Annotated in this window: 17 protein-coding genes; 14 read left to right on the forward strand and 3 right to left on the reverse strand. The window is 47.7% G+C overall.

Annotated features, from left to right (window positions below; all coding sequences use genetic code 11):
- Positions 1-10: 10 nt before the first annotated feature.
- On the reverse strand, positions 11-604 hold the full coding sequence (locus DW769_RS05200) for an ECF transporter S component (RefSeq protein WP_022461779.1): 594 nt from the start codon (positions 602-604) through the stop codon (positions 11-13).
- A gap of 110 nt (positions 605-714) precedes the next feature.
- Positions 715-1,113, reverse strand: coding sequence for a DUF3783 domain-containing protein (locus tag DW769_RS05205; protein WP_226911627.1), 399 nt, complete (start codon positions 1,111-1,113; stop codon positions 715-717).
- A gap of 145 nt (positions 1,114-1,258) precedes the next feature.
- Here DW769_RS05205 and DW769_RS05210 point away from each other — a divergent pair, with 145 nt between their 5' ends.
- The 6 genes from DW769_RS05210 (at position 1,259) to DW769_RS16790 (ending at position 7,857) form a co-directional block, all read left to right on the forward strand.
- Complete coding sequence (locus tag DW769_RS05210) at positions 1,259-2,125, forward strand: class I SAM-dependent methyltransferase (RefSeq protein WP_118750066.1); 867 nt, start codon at positions 1,259-1,261, stop codon at positions 2,123-2,125.
- Positions 2,126-2,342: 217 nt separating this feature from the next.
- Positions 2,343-3,629 (forward strand): aminotransferase, encoded by a 1,287-nt coding sequence (locus tag DW769_RS05215; protein WP_118640478.1) that lies wholly within the window; start codon positions 2,343-2,345, stop codon positions 3,627-3,629.
- Positions 3,630-3,759: 130 nt separating this feature from the next.
- Positions 3,760-5,178: a L,D-transpeptidase family protein gene (locus DW769_RS05220; protein ID WP_117802359.1), complete on the forward strand. Its 1,419-nt coding sequence runs from the start codon at positions 3,760-3,762 to the stop codon at positions 5,176-5,178.
- A 55-nt stretch (positions 5,179-5,233) separates the two neighbouring features.
- Positions 5,234-6,283: a D-alanine--D-alanine ligase family protein gene (locus DW769_RS05225; RefSeq protein ID WP_118750067.1), complete on the forward strand. Its 1,050-nt coding sequence runs from the start codon at positions 5,234-5,236 to the stop codon at positions 6,281-6,283.
- Positions 6,280-7,659, forward strand: a complete 1,380-nt coding sequence (locus tag DW769_RS05230; RefSeq protein ID WP_117509842.1) for a UDP-N-acetylmuramoyl-tripeptide--D-alanyl-D-alanine ligase — start codon at positions 6,280-6,282, stop codon at positions 7,657-7,659. The genes DW769_RS05225 and DW769_RS05230 overlap by 4 nt, the downstream gene beginning before the upstream one ends.
- Before the next feature lie 81 nt (positions 7,660-7,740).
- On the forward strand, positions 7,741-7,857 hold the full coding sequence (locus DW769_RS16790; RefSeq protein WP_226906323.1) for a putative holin-like toxin: 117 nt from the start codon (positions 7,741-7,743) through the stop codon (positions 7,855-7,857).
- Between the two features lie 131 nt (positions 7,858-7,988).
- Here DW769_RS16790 and DW769_RS05235 read toward each other — a convergent pair whose 3' ends face one another.
- Complete coding sequence (locus tag DW769_RS05235) at positions 7,989-8,720, reverse strand: lysophospholipid acyltransferase family protein (protein ID WP_055228029.1); 732 nt, start codon at positions 8,718-8,720, stop codon at positions 7,989-7,991.
- Positions 8,721-8,897: 177 nt separating this feature from the next.
- Here DW769_RS05235 and DW769_RS05240 point away from each other — a divergent pair, with 177 nt between their 5' ends.
- From DW769_RS05240 to DW769_RS05280, 8 genes are all read left to right on the forward strand, one after another.
- On the forward strand, positions 8,898-9,320 hold the full coding sequence (locus tag DW769_RS05240) for a protease complex subunit PrcB family protein (RefSeq protein WP_117509843.1): 423 nt from the start codon (positions 8,898-8,900) through the stop codon (positions 9,318-9,320).
- A gap of 15 nt (positions 9,321-9,335) precedes the next feature.
- Entirely contained in the window at positions 9,336-10,889 is a 1,554-nt protein-coding gene (locus tag DW769_RS05245) for a DUF3794 and LysM peptidoglycan-binding domain-containing protein (protein WP_117761625.1), read from the forward strand.
- Positions 10,890-10,999: 110 nt separating this feature from the next.
- Entirely contained in the window at positions 11,000-12,568 is a 1,569-nt protein-coding gene (locus DW769_RS05250) for an RHS repeat domain-containing protein (RefSeq protein WP_118750068.1), read from the forward strand.
- A gap of 81 nt (positions 12,569-12,649) precedes the next feature.
- Positions 12,650-13,135: a hypothetical protein gene (locus DW769_RS05255; RefSeq protein WP_055219954.1), complete on the forward strand. Its 486-nt coding sequence runs from the start codon at positions 12,650-12,652 to the stop codon at positions 13,133-13,135.
- A 95-nt stretch (positions 13,136-13,230) separates the two neighbouring features.
- A complete protein-coding gene (locus DW769_RS05260) occupies positions 13,231-13,650 on the forward strand; it encodes a phage holin family protein (protein ID WP_118640481.1) in 420 nt (139 codons plus the stop codon).
- Positions 13,647-14,366, forward strand: a complete 720-nt coding sequence (locus DW769_RS05265; protein ID WP_055219951.1) for an N-acetylmuramoyl-L-alanine amidase — start codon at positions 13,647-13,649, stop codon at positions 14,364-14,366. Before DW769_RS05260 ends, DW769_RS05265 begins: the two co-directional genes overlap by 4 nt.
- A 540-nt stretch (positions 14,367-14,906) precedes the next feature.
- Positions 14,907-15,389 (forward strand): hypothetical protein, encoded by a 483-nt coding sequence (locus DW769_RS05275; protein ID WP_055219947.1) that lies wholly within the window; start codon positions 14,907-14,909, stop codon positions 15,387-15,389.
- Positions 15,390-15,414: 25 nt separating this feature from the next.
- Positions 15,415-15,897 carry a hypothetical protein gene (locus DW769_RS05280; protein WP_055219945.1) on the forward strand — a complete coding sequence of 161 codons (483 nt, stop codon included), beginning with the start codon at positions 15,415-15,417 and terminating at the stop codon, positions 15,895-15,897.
- Positions 15,898-15,912: the final 15 nt, after the last annotated feature.

Raw genomic sequence — 15,912 nt, forward strand, 5'->3', positions numbered from 1 at the left:
ATTTGTTTTTTTATTTCGCTGCTGCCTTTACCTGGCTAAACAGTCCGGATTTCTGAAGAGCCGGACGCAGTGCCATGTAGATGACAACGGAAGCGATGGTGGAAAGTACGGCGTTGATGGAAGTTGCCGCTACGTTCCAGCTTAAGGTAACCTCTGCTGCCGGTTTTCCAAGAAGAACCAGTTTGTAGAAGTAACCGATGAGCGGATCGAAGATCACATTGAACAGAAGTCCGCCGATGGCTGCAAGCAGTGCCCATTTGAAGATCTGTTTCTGATCGGTCTGCTCGTTGATTTTACCGATTTTGTGTGCGATCAGTCCTGCGATGAGGCCGATGCAGAATTTTAAGATAAAGGTCTTTGGTGCGTATACCACATAGACCGGATCGAGAAGATCTCCGATGGTCATGCCGATCGCACCGCCGATTCCGCCGTAAACACCGCCGAGAATCAGTGCACCGAGCACACAGACAGCGTTTCCGAAATGGATCGAGGTGGCATCTCCGCCTGGCAGCCAGATTTTGAACTGCAGGAAGGTGAAGACAACGTAGGAAAGGGCTGCAAAGACACCTGTCATTGCGATTTTCCAGACTTTTTCATTTTTCATAACAACGCACTCCTTTGGTATCTGGAACTTTCGTTCCTTGATTGCACCCTATTATAGGGAGTGGTGGCATGAAGAAAAAGTTCCAATTCCGGATTTTTTGACCAGACCAGTTATTTCCGGTACGATTTCATTTTTTCGTGTTCTTCTTTTAATTCTCTGTAGAGCTGCAGCGAATTCCACGCCTGGTTCTGCGTTGTGACGATGGCTTTGAGGGCGATCGGCGGCACTTTTTTCCGGCGCATTTCGGTGAGAAAAAGATCGAGTTTCCGCTCGGAAAAGCCGGCCATGACCATCATTGGTTCATCAAATCCGGCGCCGTCATAGGCTTCGGGGGATTCTGCAAATGCTTTATTTCCGGCAAGAAATCCGATCGACTGGAGATACTGTTCCGGTTCCACAATGCGCACGCGGATACCGAGCTTTAAGAGAACCGGCTTTAAAAGCACAGCTGTTTTCGTTCCTTTGATCTGATATAAGAGTACGGTTTCCATGAGAAAAATCCTTTCCACGGGCAGATTTCCGGATCAAATGCGCGGATGCCCAGAACTATGATATAAGAAATGTTTTGGAAAAACAATACTTTTATGGTATCATAGGAACGTACAATTCAGAACACGATAAATTTTGAGATAAAAGAGAAAGGAAACCAATAAAATGTGGATAGCAGATGGATGGAAAGATTATGAAGTGCTGGATACGTCCGACGGAGAAAAACTGGAGCGGTGGGGAGATTACCTTCTGGTAAGACCAGACCCGCAGGTCATCTGGAACACGAAAAAAGAAAATCCGGGCTGGAAAAAGAAAAACGGCCATTATCACAGAAGCAGCAAGGGCGGCGGAGAATGGGAGTTTTTCCATCTGCCGGAGCAGTGGGAGATCAACTATAAAGAACTGACCTTCCGCCTGAAACCGTTCAGCTTCAAACACACCGGCCTTTTCCCGGAGCAGGCAACGAACTGGGACTGGTTCGGCGATCTGATCCGCCGTGCCAACCGCCCGATTAAAGTGCTGAACCTGTTCGCCTACACGGGAGGCGCAACGCTCGCAGCGGCCGCAGCAGGCGCAAGCGTCACACATGTCGATGCATCCAAAGGCATGGTCAACTGGGCAAAAGAGAACGCTGCCGTGTCCGGCCTTTCGGACAAGCCGATCCGCTGGCTTGTGGATGACTGCACCAAATTTGTCGAGCGCGAGATCCGCAGAGGCAACCACTACGACGCGATCATCATGGACCCGCCGTCCTACGGAAGAGGACCAAAGGGCGAGATCTGGAAAATCGAGGAGTCGATTCATCCGTTCATCAGGCTCTGCACGCAGCTCTTAAGCGATGACCCGCTGTTCTTCCTTGTGAATTCTTACACGACAGGACTTGCACCGGCTGTCCTGACGTACATGATTTCCCTGGAATTAAAACGGTACAAAGGCCACGTAGAAGCACAGGAAATCGGCCTTCCGGTCAAGTCGACCGGCCTTGTTCTGCCGTGCGGTGCATCGGGAAGATGGCAGTCTGACAACATTTAAAACATCTTTTGGCAGCGGACGTATGTCCGTCATACGAAAAACATTTGGCTGAATTGCAGGAAATGAAGTATAAAACTGCAAAAAGTGGGATAAAATGCCGAAAAGTGCATAAAACATGCAAGTTCTCCTTGACAGAAACTCATGATCTGGTAAAATGGTCTTTAGTTGAGCAAGAAACCTGAAAAACGGGTAAGGAAAGTACAAGGGAGGACGTTTCATGAAACCGTATATCGAATGGACCAAAGAAGAATTAGTTGCCGAGAAAGCCAGACTGGAGCAGGAATTTGCAGAGGTAAAAGCAAAAGGCCTCAATCTGAATATTTCCAGAGGAAAACCTGCAGCAGCCCAGTTAGATCTCACGGAAGGAATGCTTACCGTTCTCTCGAAAAATGAAGACACCTTCGCAGAAGATGGAACCGACTGCCGGAACTACGGCGTGCTGACCGGTATTCCGGAAGCAAGAAAACTGATCGGAGATATCTGTGAGGTTCCGGCGGAAAACGTCATCGTTTACGGAAACGCCAGCCTTACCATTATGTTTGATACCGTAGCACGTTCGTTCCTGAAGGGCGTTGCAGGCTGCACTCCGTGGAACAAGCTGGACAAAGTAAAATTCCTCTGTCCGGTACCGGGCTATGACCGTCACTTCGGTGTAACCGAGTACTTCGGCGTTGAGATGATCAATGTTCCGATGACACCAGAAGGACCGGACATGGACATGGTAGAAAAACTCGTTGCAGAAGATGACGCCATCAAGGGAATCTGGTGTGTACCGAAATACTCCAACCCGCAGGGCTACACCTACTCCGATGAGACCGTCAGAAGATTTGCAAACCTGAAACCGGCAGCCAAAGACTTCCGTATTTTCTGGGATAATGCATATATCATCCATCACCTGTATGATGACAGACAGGATCACCTGCTGAACATCATCGAGGAGTGCGAGAAAGCCGGAAATCCGGATATGGTCTATGAGTTCGTATCCACCTCGAAAGTAAGCTATCCGGGAGCCGGAATTGCAGCTCTCATTTCTTCTGAGGCAAACATCAAAGAGGCACAGGAGTACATGAACTTCCAGATCATCGGTCATGATAAACTGAATCAGCTGCGCCATGTAAAATTCTTCCAGAACCTGGACGGCGTGATGAATCAGATGAAAAAGCATGCTGAGATCTTAAGACCGAAATTCGAGGCAATTCTGCAGGTAATGGATCAGGAGCTGAGCGGCCTTGGCATCGCTTCCTGGACAAAACCGAACGGCGGATACTTTATCTCCTTCGATGCGATGGAGGGATGCGCAAAGAAGATCGTTGCAAAGGCAAACGAGGCCGGTCTTACCATGACAGGCGCGGGCGCAACGTATCCATATCACAACGATCCGCAGGATTCCAACATCCGTATTGCACCGTCTTTCCCGACACCGGAAGAGCTGGAAATCGCAGGTCAGGTATTCGTGCTGAGTGTCAAACTGGTCAGCGTGGATAAGATTCTGGAAAGCAAATAACAGATAAGTAAAAATACAAAAGCCGGATTCTCCCGGGGGACACAGTTTTTGTGAACTCTGGTGTGGGAGTTCCGGCTTTTTTCTATTAGAAAGTTAAAAAGAAATTTTCTATGGGACAGAAAGGAAAAACATGAAAAAGAAAGTAATAGGAATTGCCGCAGGAATCATACTCCTTGCGGCCGCAGGCGGTTACGCGGGCGTGGGGCATTACTATGCATCCCACTTTTTCCCGAAAACCGCGATCAACGGACTGAACTGCGCAGGGCTGACCGCAGAGCAGGTCAAAGAGGAAATTCAGAAGCACATTGTGGATTATACACTCAGCATTACCGAGCGCGGTGGAAAAACAGAGACATTAAGCGGCACGGAGATCGGCCTCACGTATGTGGACGACCACGCGGTGGAAAAACTGCTGGAGTCCCAGAATACTCTTGCATGGCCTGCATTCTATTGGAAAGAGAAAGAAAACCAGGTGGCGGCGGACTCTGTCTATGACAAAGAAATGGTGCAGGAAAAACTGCAGACGATGGAAGGGTTTCAGGAAGAACAGCAGGAAGCGCCGACGGATGCGTATCTGACGGATGACGGAACCTCGTACGTTATTGTGCCGGAAACAGAGGGCGAGCAGGTGGACTATGAGAAGGCGGAGCAGGCTGTCATCGAGGCGCTGGATGCCGGAGCGGCGAGCGTGGATCTGGAAGAAAAAGATGTTTACCGGAAACCGGACATTACGCAGGATGATGAAGCACTGAATGGGAAAATGGCGGAACTGAACCACCTGACAGCGGCGCGGATCACGTATGCAATCGGTGAAAACAGCTATGCCATAGACCGGGCGACCTTACAGAGCTGGCTCGTACAGGGGGAGGATGGAACCTACACGATTTCGCAGGACGAAGCGGCAGCTTTTGTGCGCCATATGGCGTATGAGACGGACACCTTCGGGCTGGCGCATACCTTCAAAACGAGTCTTGGCGCGACCATTAACCTGAATGCGGGCGGCGATTACGGCTGGTGCATCGACAAGGAGGAGACGACGCAGGCACTTCTGCAGGCGATCGAGGACGAAACACAGGGAAATCTCGATCCGGTTTACCTTTATACGGCAAATGACCGTTCGGCGAATGATATCGGAAATACATACGTCGAGGTGTGCATTTCCCAGCAGAAAATGTGGTGCTACAAGGATGGCGTTCTGGTGACGGAAACACCGGTCACAACGGGCAATCATGCGACGGGCTATGACACTCCGGCAGGCAGTGTCTGGGCGGTGGATGCGAAAAAAAGTGACTGTGATTTCAAGCTCTATCCGAGCCATGTCATGTTCTGGCTTCCGTTTAACGGCGACGTCGGAATCCACGATGCGAGCTGGCGTACCGAGTACGGCGGGGACATCTATCTGACGAACGGATCCCACGGATGTGTGAATACCCCATACACAGAAGCAGAAAAAGTGTTCAATGCTATTGAAATTGGTGACCCGGTTATCGTATACTATAGCCTGGATGATGTAACCGGGCCGCAGCCTACACAGAAAAACAGCCTGTAGGAAAAACGCTTAAGCATCACAGCAGAAGCACATCAAATAAAGGAGATTTTGATAGATGAAAATAGTAGTATTAGCTGGAGGAACCAGCACGGAACGTTCGGTATCCATTACATCGGGAACTATGGTCTGCAAGGCACTCCGCGAGAAAAACCATCAGGCAGTTCTGGTAGACGTTTTCTGCGGTATCGATGTGAAGGGGAACCTGGAAGATGTATTTGCAGAGGAGGCGTACGATATAGACAAAGCAGCAGAATATATGCACAGCTTTGATGCAGGATTAAACGAAATGATCGAATCCCGCCGCAGATTTTTCGGACCGAACGTACTGGAACTCTGCGAGGCAGCGGATGTTGTTTTCCTTGCCCTGCATGGCGCAAACGGAGAGGACGGAAAGGTACAGGCTACGTTCGATCTGCTCGGCATTCCGTATACCGGAACGGGCTATTTAAGCAGCGCCCTCGCAATGGACAAATCCATCACAAAACAGTTCTTCCGTGCACACCATGTGCCGACCCCGAACGGCGTGACCCTGAAAAAAGGCCAGGAGAGCGAGCCTTTGTCCGGCTTTGGCCTGGAGCTTCCGGTTGTCGTAAAACCGTGCTGCGGCGGTTCCAGTGTCGGTGTCTATATTGCACACACGAACGAAGAATACTGGCAGGCTATGAAGGATGCTTTCTCCTACGAACCGAAGGTTGTCGTTGAGGAGTATATCGAGGGAAGAGAGTTCTCCGTTGGCGTGGTAGACGGAAAGGCTTACCCGATCATCGAGATTGCACCGATCGAAGGCTTCTATGATTACACGAACAAATACAAAGCCGGAGCTACTGTTGATACCTGCCCGGCCGTACTGACGGAGGAGCAGACGAAAGAAATGCAGAAGCACGCAGAGGACGGCGCTGCCGCTCTCGGTATCGAAAACTACTGCCGTCTCGACTTTATGATGCGCAAGGACGGAAGAATGTACTGCCTCGAGGCAAACACCCTTCCGGGCATGACCCCGACCAGCCTTCTGCCGCAGGAGGCACAGGTACTCGGCATTTCCTATCCGGAACTCTGCGAGCTGCTGATCCAGCTTTCTCTCAGAAAAAGAGGTAACAACGCATGAAAAATATGACACTTGCGCACATCACAGAGGTGTGCGGCGGAATCTACTTCGGACCGGAAGAAAAGAAAACAGCGGAAGTCACGGATATCGTGACGGACAGCCGGAAAGCGGGAGAGGGAAGTCTCTTCGTTGCAATTCCGGGTGAGCGTGTGGACGGCCATAAATTTATCCCGAACGTGGCTTCCCAGGGCGCACTTGCTGTCATTTCCGAGCAGAAACTTGAAACACCGCCATGCCCGTATATCCTCGTGAAGGATTCCATGGAGGCCATTAAAGCAATGGCAGAATACTATATGCAGCAGCTCAATATTCCGGTTGTCGGCATTACGGGAAGCGTTGGAAAGACCAGTACGAAAGAGACGATCGCGTCGGTGCTGGCGCAGAAATACCGTGTGCTGAAAACGGATGCGAACTTCAACAATGAGCTGGGCTTGTCGCTCACTGTTTTCCGTCTGCGTGAGGAAGATGAGATGGCGGTTCTCGAGATGGGAATCGACGATTTCGGCCAGATGCACCGTCTGGCGAAGATCGCACGCCCGGAGACCGCAGTCATTACGAATATCGGCTGGTGCCATCTGGAAAATCTGAAGACGCGAGACGGTATTTTACAGGCAAAAACCGAGATCTTTGATCATCTGCGTGAGAACGGGCACATTATCATCAATGGGGACGATGATAAGCTGTCTACTGTTGGAACGGTTCACGGCATCAAGCCGGTTCATTTCGGATTGGATGAAAAAAACGAATATTATGCCGATGAGATCGAGAGCCAGGGCTTCCGCGGCATTTCCTGCCGGATTCATACCCCGCATGGGAGCTTTTCTGCACTGATTCCGATTCCGGGACGCCATATGGTTTACAATGCGCTGGCCGGAACCGCAGTCGGATGCATGTACGGGCTGACGCTGGAGCAGATCAAACAGGGAATCGAGACACTGCAGTCGGTGAGCGGAAGATTCCACATCATCGAGACAGGAAAATACACCGTTGTCGATGACTGCTACAACGCAAACCCGGTTTCGATGAAGGCATCTCTCGATGTTCTGAAAGAGGCGAAGGGAAGAAAAGTGGCTGTACTCGGCGATATGGGCGAGCTTGGAACCGATGAGGCAGCACTTCACGCCGAAGTCGGCACACACGCCGGAACCTGCGGCATTGACGCCCTCTACTGTGCGGGACCGCTCTGCGAGCATCTTGCAAAAGCGGCAAAAGAGGCTGATTCGAAGCTTGAGGTACGCCACTTTGCAGACCGCGAGAGCCTGATGGCAGAACTGCCGAAGCTCTTACAGGACGGCGATCAGATTCTGGTAAAGGCATCGCATTTTATGGAATATGGAAAGATTGTGGAGATGCTTGAAACAGCACAGAAATTATGATAAAATTTTAAACTGGAAAGTACCCATGACAGGGTGGTAGCCTCCCGAGCTAATGAATACATAGGAAGGGAGGTGGCGTAAATGACAGCATACGAAATTATTATGGTTTTTCTGGGAATCTTAGCTTTACTGATTTCCTTCGGAGGCTTCATCATTGCGTTGCTTACCTTTCTCGATAAGAGAAATAAGCGAAAATAAAAATGCCTACCCCGTCGGCAAACGGGATAGGCGGTGTTCGTAAGAACATTTAACCCTTTTCTCGAGAGCATCCACTTTGGAGTGGGTGCTTTCTTTTTATATATTTATTATATCGCAGGGGTCTGGCATTTTCAAGCATTTTCTTTCAATTGTTCTAATAGAATGTTTTTCGTATAATTTCCAATCTCTTTTTTCTCTTCCTTCGTAAGCTCGCCCGGAATGATCGGCTTGCCGTACGTTACGGTAACGTGGGTACCGCGGATCTTCGGGAAATGTGCTTCCAGAATTTCTCTGGATCCGGAAATCGAAAGCGGAATGATCGGGCAGCCGGTTTTCGTTGCCATCTTGAATGAACCGTTGTGGAACTCGCCGAGCTCCAGCTCGCTCTCCGTCTTGCCGCGGGTACCCTCCGGGAAGATACAGATGGAAGTGCCGCTCTTGATCTCCTCACATCCGGAGAGAATCATCTGCAGACCCTGCTTGATGTCGGAACGGTCGAGAAACAGGCAGTGGATGAGTTCCATCCAGTTCTTTAACAGCGGAATGCGTGAAAGTTCTTTTTTGGCGACAAATCCGCAGGAACCCGGAACCGTTGTATAGGTTACAAGGATATCGAAATAGCTGCGGTGATTGCCGATGTATAGAACAGCCCGGTCCTTCGGAATATTTTCCTGACCTTTTACGGTGATCTTCGTGCCGGAAAAAAACAGAATTACGCGAAAAATCCAGCGGATCAGGGAGCGGCTTACCTTGTCACAGACCTCCGGCTTTTTCTTCCGGATCAGAAGCAGAACAAGAAGCACCGGGATCGACAGAATCAGATACAGAAAAGCGGTCAGAATGACCAGAATAAAACGAATCATGAATCTTTTTCTCCTCTTGGTAAAAATAGTGATATTCAATTATTGCGTACTTTTCAGTATACGTCATATATGGGGCGGGTTGCAATAACTTTCGTCTTTTTCGGAAAAAGATTTTGCGTCATAGAAGACTGTGGCCCGTCATACAATGGATAGAAAGAGCGGGAAGCGGCGTTTGGAATGATGAAGAAAAAGAGACGGGGAAGAGTTCTTCTGGCGGCGGTGATCCTGATGCTCCTAGCATCGTGCCGGATCACAGATGTGAGCGAGGGCGAGCGGAAAGAACTGTCGTATGCGATTGTAAAGCCGGGCGATTTTCCGCCGGAAATCGATCAGATTTTGCGTAAGAAAAAAGAATCCGCGTTCCAGATGGCGTACGAGAGCGGGGACGATCTCTACATACTGCGCGGCTACGGAAAGCAGAAAAGCGGAGGCTTTTCCATACAGATCGAAGAAGTATCGAAATCGGAAAACGCCGTTTTCGTGCGGACAAAACTCGTCGGACCTGCCGCAAAGGAGGAGCAGAAAGGCGCCGCCTCCTGCCCTTACGTCGTGCTGAAAACGAAAGCGGCGGCGGGAATCTCAGTCGTATTTGAGGATTAGAGTGGGAGGAGCCTTATGGATTTTGTAAAAAAGATTCTGCATCAGATCAGCAGAAAAAGCGAAGCGGTGTCACAGATTACGTTTGATGAGGACTACAATGTGCCGGACGCACGGCCCGATGTGGGGCGGATGATTCAGAAAAAAGGCGAGGTGACGATCGGGGATGTGCAGATTTCGGAAGGAAAAGCGCGTGTATTCGGCGGCCTCACCTTTCATCTGCTGTACGTCTCCGACGGCGAACGGCGCCGGATCTGCCAGCTCTCCGGCGAGCTTCCGATCGACGAGACGATCCATCTCGATGGTCTGACAGGGGGCGACAAGGTCTGCATCACCTGGGAAGTGGAAGATCTGAACCTGCATCTCATCAACTCGCGGAAGCTGGGCGTGCGCGCGATCGTCACGCTGCACGCGTGGATCGAGGAACTGTGCGACCTTGCCGTGCCGATGGAAATCCGCGGGGAGAGCGACGTCGCGGTAAAAAGGCAGGAATACCGCGTGGTTGAGCTTGCAGTGCAGAAAAAAGATGTGCTGCGTGTCAAAAAGGAGCTTACGATTCCGTCCGGCAAGCCGGAATTGCACGAGATTCTCTGGCAGGATCTGGAAGTGCGCGGTCTCGATCTCCGCTCTGAGGAGGGGCGGGTCAGTGCGCAGGGAGAACTCTTTGTCTTCTGTCTGTACAGCGACGGCGAGGAGGATCACCCGCTGCAGTGGGTGGAGCAGGCGCTCCCGTTCCAGGCAGAAGTGGAATGCCAGGGCTGCATCTCCGAGATGATCCCGCGGATCGAAAGCACACTCGGCCAGACCACACTCGAAATCCAGCCCGATTCCGACGGCGAGGAGCGGGTCCTGCAGGCGGAGGCCGTACTCGAACTTGACATCTGTCTGTATCAGGAAGAAACCGTATCACTTCTGCAGGACGTTTACCATCCGCACCGAGAATGCATTCCAAAAGTGCAGGAGGAGACTTTGGAGAGCCTTCTGATCCGCAATTCCTCCAAATGCCGCCTGACCGACAAACTGCAGATGCGCGTGCCGAAAAATAAAATTCTGCAGATCTGCCACAGCGACGGCAAAATCAAGATCGACGAGGAAAGAATCGTAGAAAACGGCATCGAAGTAACCGGCGTGGTGGAACTCAGGGCGCTCTACGTGGTCAGTGACGACGAAATGCCGTTCTACGCCGCCGAAACCGCCATACCCTTCCGCCACACCATCGAAGTCCCGGGAATCGGACCGGACTGCCGCTACGAACTCCAGTCCTCCATTGACCAGCTCTCCACAACCATGCCGGACAGCAGCGACATCGAAGCCAAAGTCGTACTGAACCTGAACGCCCTCGTCTTCCGCCGCAGAAAAGAGATGGTAATGCAGTACGTCGAAGAAAAAGACCGAGATCCGGAAGAACTGCAGAGCCTCCCGGGCATCACCTGCTACTTCGTCAAGCCGGGGGATACCCTGTGGGATATCGCAAAGAAATTCTATACGACGACAGATAAGATCAGGGAATTAAATGAACTGAAAACCGAAACACTCACACCGATGCAGCAGCTATTAGTGGAGCGGGTATAGCGGAAAAGACAGCCTACTGCCTTAAGAATGGAGTCAATCCATCAGGCAGCAGGCTGTCTTTTTGCGAGTTCCATGCCGATCTGCATTGCAGAAAGAACAGGTACACTTTTGTGCCGGGAAGAAAAGCAGGAATTACAACCTTGCTTCTCAAAGAAATCAACAATAACGGAAAGAAACTGTCCTTTACTTATGACGCAGTAGGAAATATTGTTACGATTTCCGAGAATGGTGTTCAGAAAGTAAAATATATGTATAATGCTTTGAGTGAACTGACCCGTGTGGATTCTGCATGGGAAAATAAGAGTATTACGTATACCTACGATGCCGGAATGAATATGACGTCCAGAAAAGAGTATTCCTATACAACGGGAACACTGGGCAATGCGGTAAAGACAGATCTGCTTACCTACCGTGCTTCAGGATGGAAAGATCAGCTTATTTCCTATAATGGCAGCAGCATTTCCTATGATGCGGTCGGCAACATTACAGCTTATCAGGGAAGAACACTGACCTGGTACAGAGGAAGCCTGCTGCAGAGTCTGACCTTAAACGGAAAGAAAGCAGTTTACCATTACGACAGCGAAGGATACAGAGTCCAGTGGAAAGACCTGAACGGAATCAGCCATAAGAACTACTGGTGCGGAAACAAACTGATGGGAACGAAGTATGGAGATGTACTGGTTCAGTTTGTTTACGGTGCGGATAAATCCCCGCTGATGCTGAAAAAGGGAGAAAAAGAGTATTATTACTTGTACAACAGCCAGAATGATGTCATAGGACTGATTGACAGCGATGGAAAACAGGTAGTAAACTATTCTTACGATGCATGGGGAAAACAGACTGGTCTGACCGATATCAGCGGAGAAAATATCGGAAAACTAAACCCATTCCGTTATCGTGCTTACTGCTACGATGACGATACCAAACTCTATGTCACCGCCAGCCGTTATTATGATCCGGAATTGTGCAGATTCCTTTGTGCGGACAACTTTGATGCTGTAAAAGCGAAAATGTTTAGCATGAATGGAAAGAACCTTTATGTGTACTGTTGCAACAATCCGGTGAATGCGGTAGATGATGATGGTGATTTTGGAATTTTAATGCTGGCATTCCCAGGAATCGATCCCAGAAAAGTAGCATGGAATATCTTAAAAGATGTATTTGTATATGCGGTACAGTGCGGAATGGCGAATGAGAAAGTAACCTTAGAAGGAATTGCAGAGGTGGCCATAGAAAGTGCAATCAGTAGTGTTTTGGGAGATAGCCAAGGAATTATCTTTTCAGTAGTAGTAAGTGGTTTGAAAGGAGGATATTTAGAGTATCAGGAATCAGGAGATATGGCAAGAGCAATGGGGGCAGGATTTTACGATGCTATAATGACCTTGTTAGAACCTAAAACGTATAACGCATATGTAAAAAATGAAACTATTGAGAATGCATTGGGTGCTTTTACAGACTTTTTTCAGTCTCCATTACTGAGCTATCCCAAAAGCGGTGTTTTGGATGGAGTGTTTGGAAAACCCAAGAAACAGGCAAATAAAAATGGATCAACACTTAAGAAAAACAGCAACATCAACTTTAGTACAAAAAAAGTTGGGGGGAAAAAGAAGAACTGGCAGAGTAATAAGCCTGCAATTTCCAGAAAAATGCAAAATATAGGACTTCCAGCGCTTAGATAGAAAAGTTTTAAGATGCCTTTGCGCGAAGAAAAATAGTTTTGTACAAAGGCAAAGCGTAAGAAATAACGAGGAGAAGATTGTATGAAAGTAGTATGGGGAAAATTTGGTACCGGCGTAGACCTGATTGTGTGTGCTATTAGTAGTTATTGGTGGGTGAGCCTGTGGGTAAATGAAAAAGATGCGTTCCACGCCTATTCATTAAAAACAAGTATCATAGTGTTTCTAGGAATAATGTTCTTTTTAAGCATAGCAGCTTATGGAACTGTGACATTTCTACTAAAACGAATTTATATTTATGAATGGGGAATAATGTTATCTTTTTGGGGCTATGAAAAAAAGATAGAATGGGAAGATTTTACTGTGATACAAAGATACAATGATCATTTTTTCTTCAACATATCGAAACAGAAAGATGACAGTTTGTTCTGGTGTACCTATCACCCATTTACCAGTATCATGATATTCGACAAGTTCCGCGGACCGGGCTGGGGAATCATACCGCTCAGCGCCGACGAATTTTGTGAACTCCTCACTTCATACGGTGTCAAGTATACGGAAAGTAAATAACATACAAAAAGAGTGGAAGTGGCCGTAAGATCCACGAATTACCAGCCACTTCCCTTTTTATATGCAAATTTAGAAAAAGAAAGAAGGAAATGCCAATGAAATCAATTTATCGCACGATCCTTGCCGTAGCAGGCAGCTTCCTTGCGGCACAGTTTGGAGGCTGGGATGCTGCGCTGGAAACGCTGGTCTGCTTCATGGCAATTGACTGGATCACAGGAGGTGTTCTGCTTCCTGTTGTTTTTAAAAAGAGTCCGAAATCTGAAAACGGAACGTTGGAGAGCCGTGCGGGATGGAAAGGGCTTTGCAGAAAAGGGATGATGCTGTTCTTTGTGCTGGTCGCGGAAAAACTGGATCAGCTCACACAGACGAATTACCTGCGGGATGCCGTCTGCATTGGATTTATTTTAAATGAAGCGGTTTCGATCTTGGAAAATGCAGGGCTGATGGGTGTGAAAATCCCTGAGGTTCTGCGGTCAAGGATTGATGTGCTGAGAAAGGAGGAGCAGAGTAAATGAGGGTTGACAGAAGCTATTGTAGCAACCAGAATACATGGTCGGAAAATCATCCGCAGTGTATTGTGGTACACAATACAGATAATTTTGCCGCCGGAGCCGATGCCCGCGCGCATGCAAGAGCGCAGTACCAGGGAAATTTTCAGATTATGTCGGCGCATTATTACGTAGATGACGGGGAGATCGCTTATCAGGCTGCGCCGCACAGCAGAGGATGCTGGCATGTCGGGAGAAATTATGGAAGTAAAAATCTATTCGGCAGATATGGAAACCGGAACAGCATCGCGGTTGAGATGTGCGTGCAGAAAGGATATGATTACGAAACCGCATTTTTACATACGGTGGAGCTGGTGAAAAACCTGATGAACGAGACGGGGATTCCGTCAGATGCAGTTTACCGGCATTACGACATCTGCAGCAAAAACTGCCCGTCCCAGATTCAGAAGCGGGGAGACTGGGAGCGGTTCCAGCGTCTGATTCGGGAAACAGAAGACGGCAGTGAGAAAAGTGAATACAATCCCGGCATCTACCGTGTAACAGACCCGGCGCTCAACATCCGCACAGGTCCCGGAGTAGAATACCCGGTGGTGGGAGTCATCAAAGACCAGGGAAGCTATACGATCACAGAAATCAGAAACAAAAGCTGGGGCAGACTGCTGTCGGGAGCGGGATGGATCAACTGCCATAAAGCATATTGTTTTTACGGGGGAAGAGTATAAAATCCCATCTTTGCAAAACGATGTCATCGGACGGATTGACAGCGATGGAAAGCAGGGAGTAAACTATTCTTACGATGCAGGGGGAGAACTGGTAAATACCATGGATACAAGTGGTGCGAATATTGCACAGTCGAAAGAAATAACGAGGAGAAAATTGTATGAAAGTAATATGGGGAAAATTTGGTACAGGTGTAGATTTGATTCTGTGTGTTATTATTAATTACTATGTGGTGAGTATATGGGTAAATGGAAAAGATGAGTTCCATGCATATTCATTAAAAACAAGTATTATATTTCTAATAGAGGTAATGCTCGTTTTAAATATGGGGAAAACAGACCGGTCTGACCGATACCAGCGGAGAAAATATCGGAAAGCTCAATCCATTCCGCTATCGTGCTTACTGCTACGATGACGACACCAAGCTCTATGTCACCGCCAGCCGCTATTACGATCTGGAATTGTGCAGATTCCTTTGCGCAGACAACTTTGATGTTGTAAAAGCGGAAATGTTCAAAAAGTTAAATTAGTAGGTGGCAAATATGAAGGCAGGATATCGTAAATTTTATAAATATTTTAGTATATTGGTATTTATGGGCTGCGGATACCTTATGCTGAATTTTTGGGAAGAGGGAAAAGGTCAAATTAGTTCTTATAACATGCAAGATAAAGCACTTATGATATTGTGGTTTATGATTTATACTTTTGGTACGGCTGCTGGAATTATAAATACTTTAACCAGTATTTACATTTATGAATGGGGAATGCAGATCTCATTTTTGAAATATAAGAAAAAAATCGAATGGGAAGAATTTTCTGTTATACGAAGATATCATAATCATTTTTTCTTCAATATGTCAAAACAAAAAGATGCAGGTCCGTATTGGGCAATGTTTCATCCCTTTACCAGTTTTGTAATATTCGATAATTCGCGAAATCGTTCTGTTCATACCATGCCGCTTAACGCCGACGAATTTTGTGAACTGCTCACTTCATATGGTATTCAGTACACGGAAAGAAAATAAAGATCGAAGGAATTAAAGAGAAAATATGAGAGCAGGATATCGTAAGTTTTTTATGTTTGCACAAGTTGCTACATTAATAGGCATCGGGTATCTTATGACAAGATTTTGGGAAGATGCAAAAAATCAATGTGAATTATATAATTTGCCTCAAAAGCTTTGGGTAATATTTGGAATAATGTTTATTTGTGGGATAGTGTCATGGGGAAGTGTAGATGCTTTAACACGTATTTACATCCATAAGTGGGGAATGGAACTTGCCTTTTTGGGATATAAGAAAAAAATTGTATGGGAGGATTTTTCCGTTATACAAAGATATAAAAATCATTTTTTCTTTAACGTATCAAAACAAAAAGATAGTGGTCTGTTTTTTTCAACATATCATCCATTTACTAGCTTTGTGATATTTGATAAGTCACAATTTAGTTGTGTCCGTACTATGCCAATCAGTGCCGACGAATTTTGTGACCTCCTCACTTCATACGGTGTCAAGTATACGGAAAGTAAATAAAGCATGAGAAGAGTG

The organism is Blautia sp. AM29-29, assembly GCF_003480555.1.
Lineage (GTDB): Bacteria > Bacillota > Clostridia > Lachnospirales > Lachnospiraceae > Fusicatenibacter > Fusicatenibacter saccharivorans.

Excerpts from the sequence above, each read along its gene's own strand:
- DW769_RS05215 (WP_118640478.1), top strand. The coding sequence starts at position 2,343 with ATGAAACCGTATATCGAATGGACCAAAGAAGAATTAGTTGCCGAGAAA.
- DW769_RS05235 (WP_055228029.1), bottom strand. The coding sequence starts at position 8,720 with ATGATTCGTTTTATTCTGGTCATTCTGACCGCTTTTCTGTATCTGATT.
- DW769_RS16790 (WP_226906323.1), top strand. The coding sequence starts at position 7,741 with ATGACAGCATACGAAATTATTATGGTTTTTCTGGGAATCTTAGCTTTA.
- DW769_RS05245 (WP_117761625.1), top strand. The coding sequence starts at position 9,336 with ATGGATTTTGTAAAAAAGATTCTGCATCAGATCAGCAGAAAAAGCGAA.
- DW769_RS05200 (WP_022461779.1), bottom strand. The coding sequence starts at position 604 with ATGAAAAATGAAAAAGTCTGGAAAATCGCAATGACAGGTGTCTTTGCA.
- DW769_RS05230 (WP_117509842.1), top strand. The coding sequence starts at position 6,280 with ATGAAAAATATGACACTTGCGCACATCACAGAGGTGTGCGGCGGAATC.
- DW769_RS05220 (WP_117802359.1), top strand. The coding sequence starts at position 3,760 with ATGAAAAAGAAAGTAATAGGAATTGCCGCAGGAATCATACTCCTTGCG.
- DW769_RS05210 (WP_118750066.1), top strand. The coding sequence starts at position 1,259 with ATGTGGATAGCAGATGGATGGAAAGATTATGAAGTGCTGGATACGTCC.
- DW769_RS05280 (WP_055219945.1), top strand. The coding sequence starts at position 15,415 with ATGAGAGCAGGATATCGTAAGTTTTTTATGTTTGCACAAGTTGCTACA.
- DW769_RS05255 (WP_055219954.1), top strand. The coding sequence starts at position 12,650 with ATGAAAGTAGTATGGGGAAAATTTGGTACCGGCGTAGACCTGATTGTG.
- DW769_RS05260 (WP_118640481.1), top strand. The coding sequence starts at position 13,231 with ATGAAATCAATTTATCGCACGATCCTTGCCGTAGCAGGCAGCTTCCTT.
- DW769_RS05225 (WP_118750067.1), top strand. The coding sequence starts at position 5,234 with ATGAAAATAGTAGTATTAGCTGGAGGAACCAGCACGGAACGTTCGGTA.
- DW769_RS05265 (WP_055219951.1), top strand. The coding sequence starts at position 13,647 with ATGAGGGTTGACAGAAGCTATTGTAGCAACCAGAATACATGGTCGGAA.
- DW769_RS05275 (WP_055219947.1), top strand. The coding sequence starts at position 14,907 with ATGAAGGCAGGATATCGTAAATTTTATAAATATTTTAGTATATTGGTA.
- DW769_RS05240 (WP_117509843.1), top strand. The coding sequence starts at position 8,898 with ATGATGAAGAAAAAGAGACGGGGAAGAGTTCTTCTGGCGGCGGTGATC.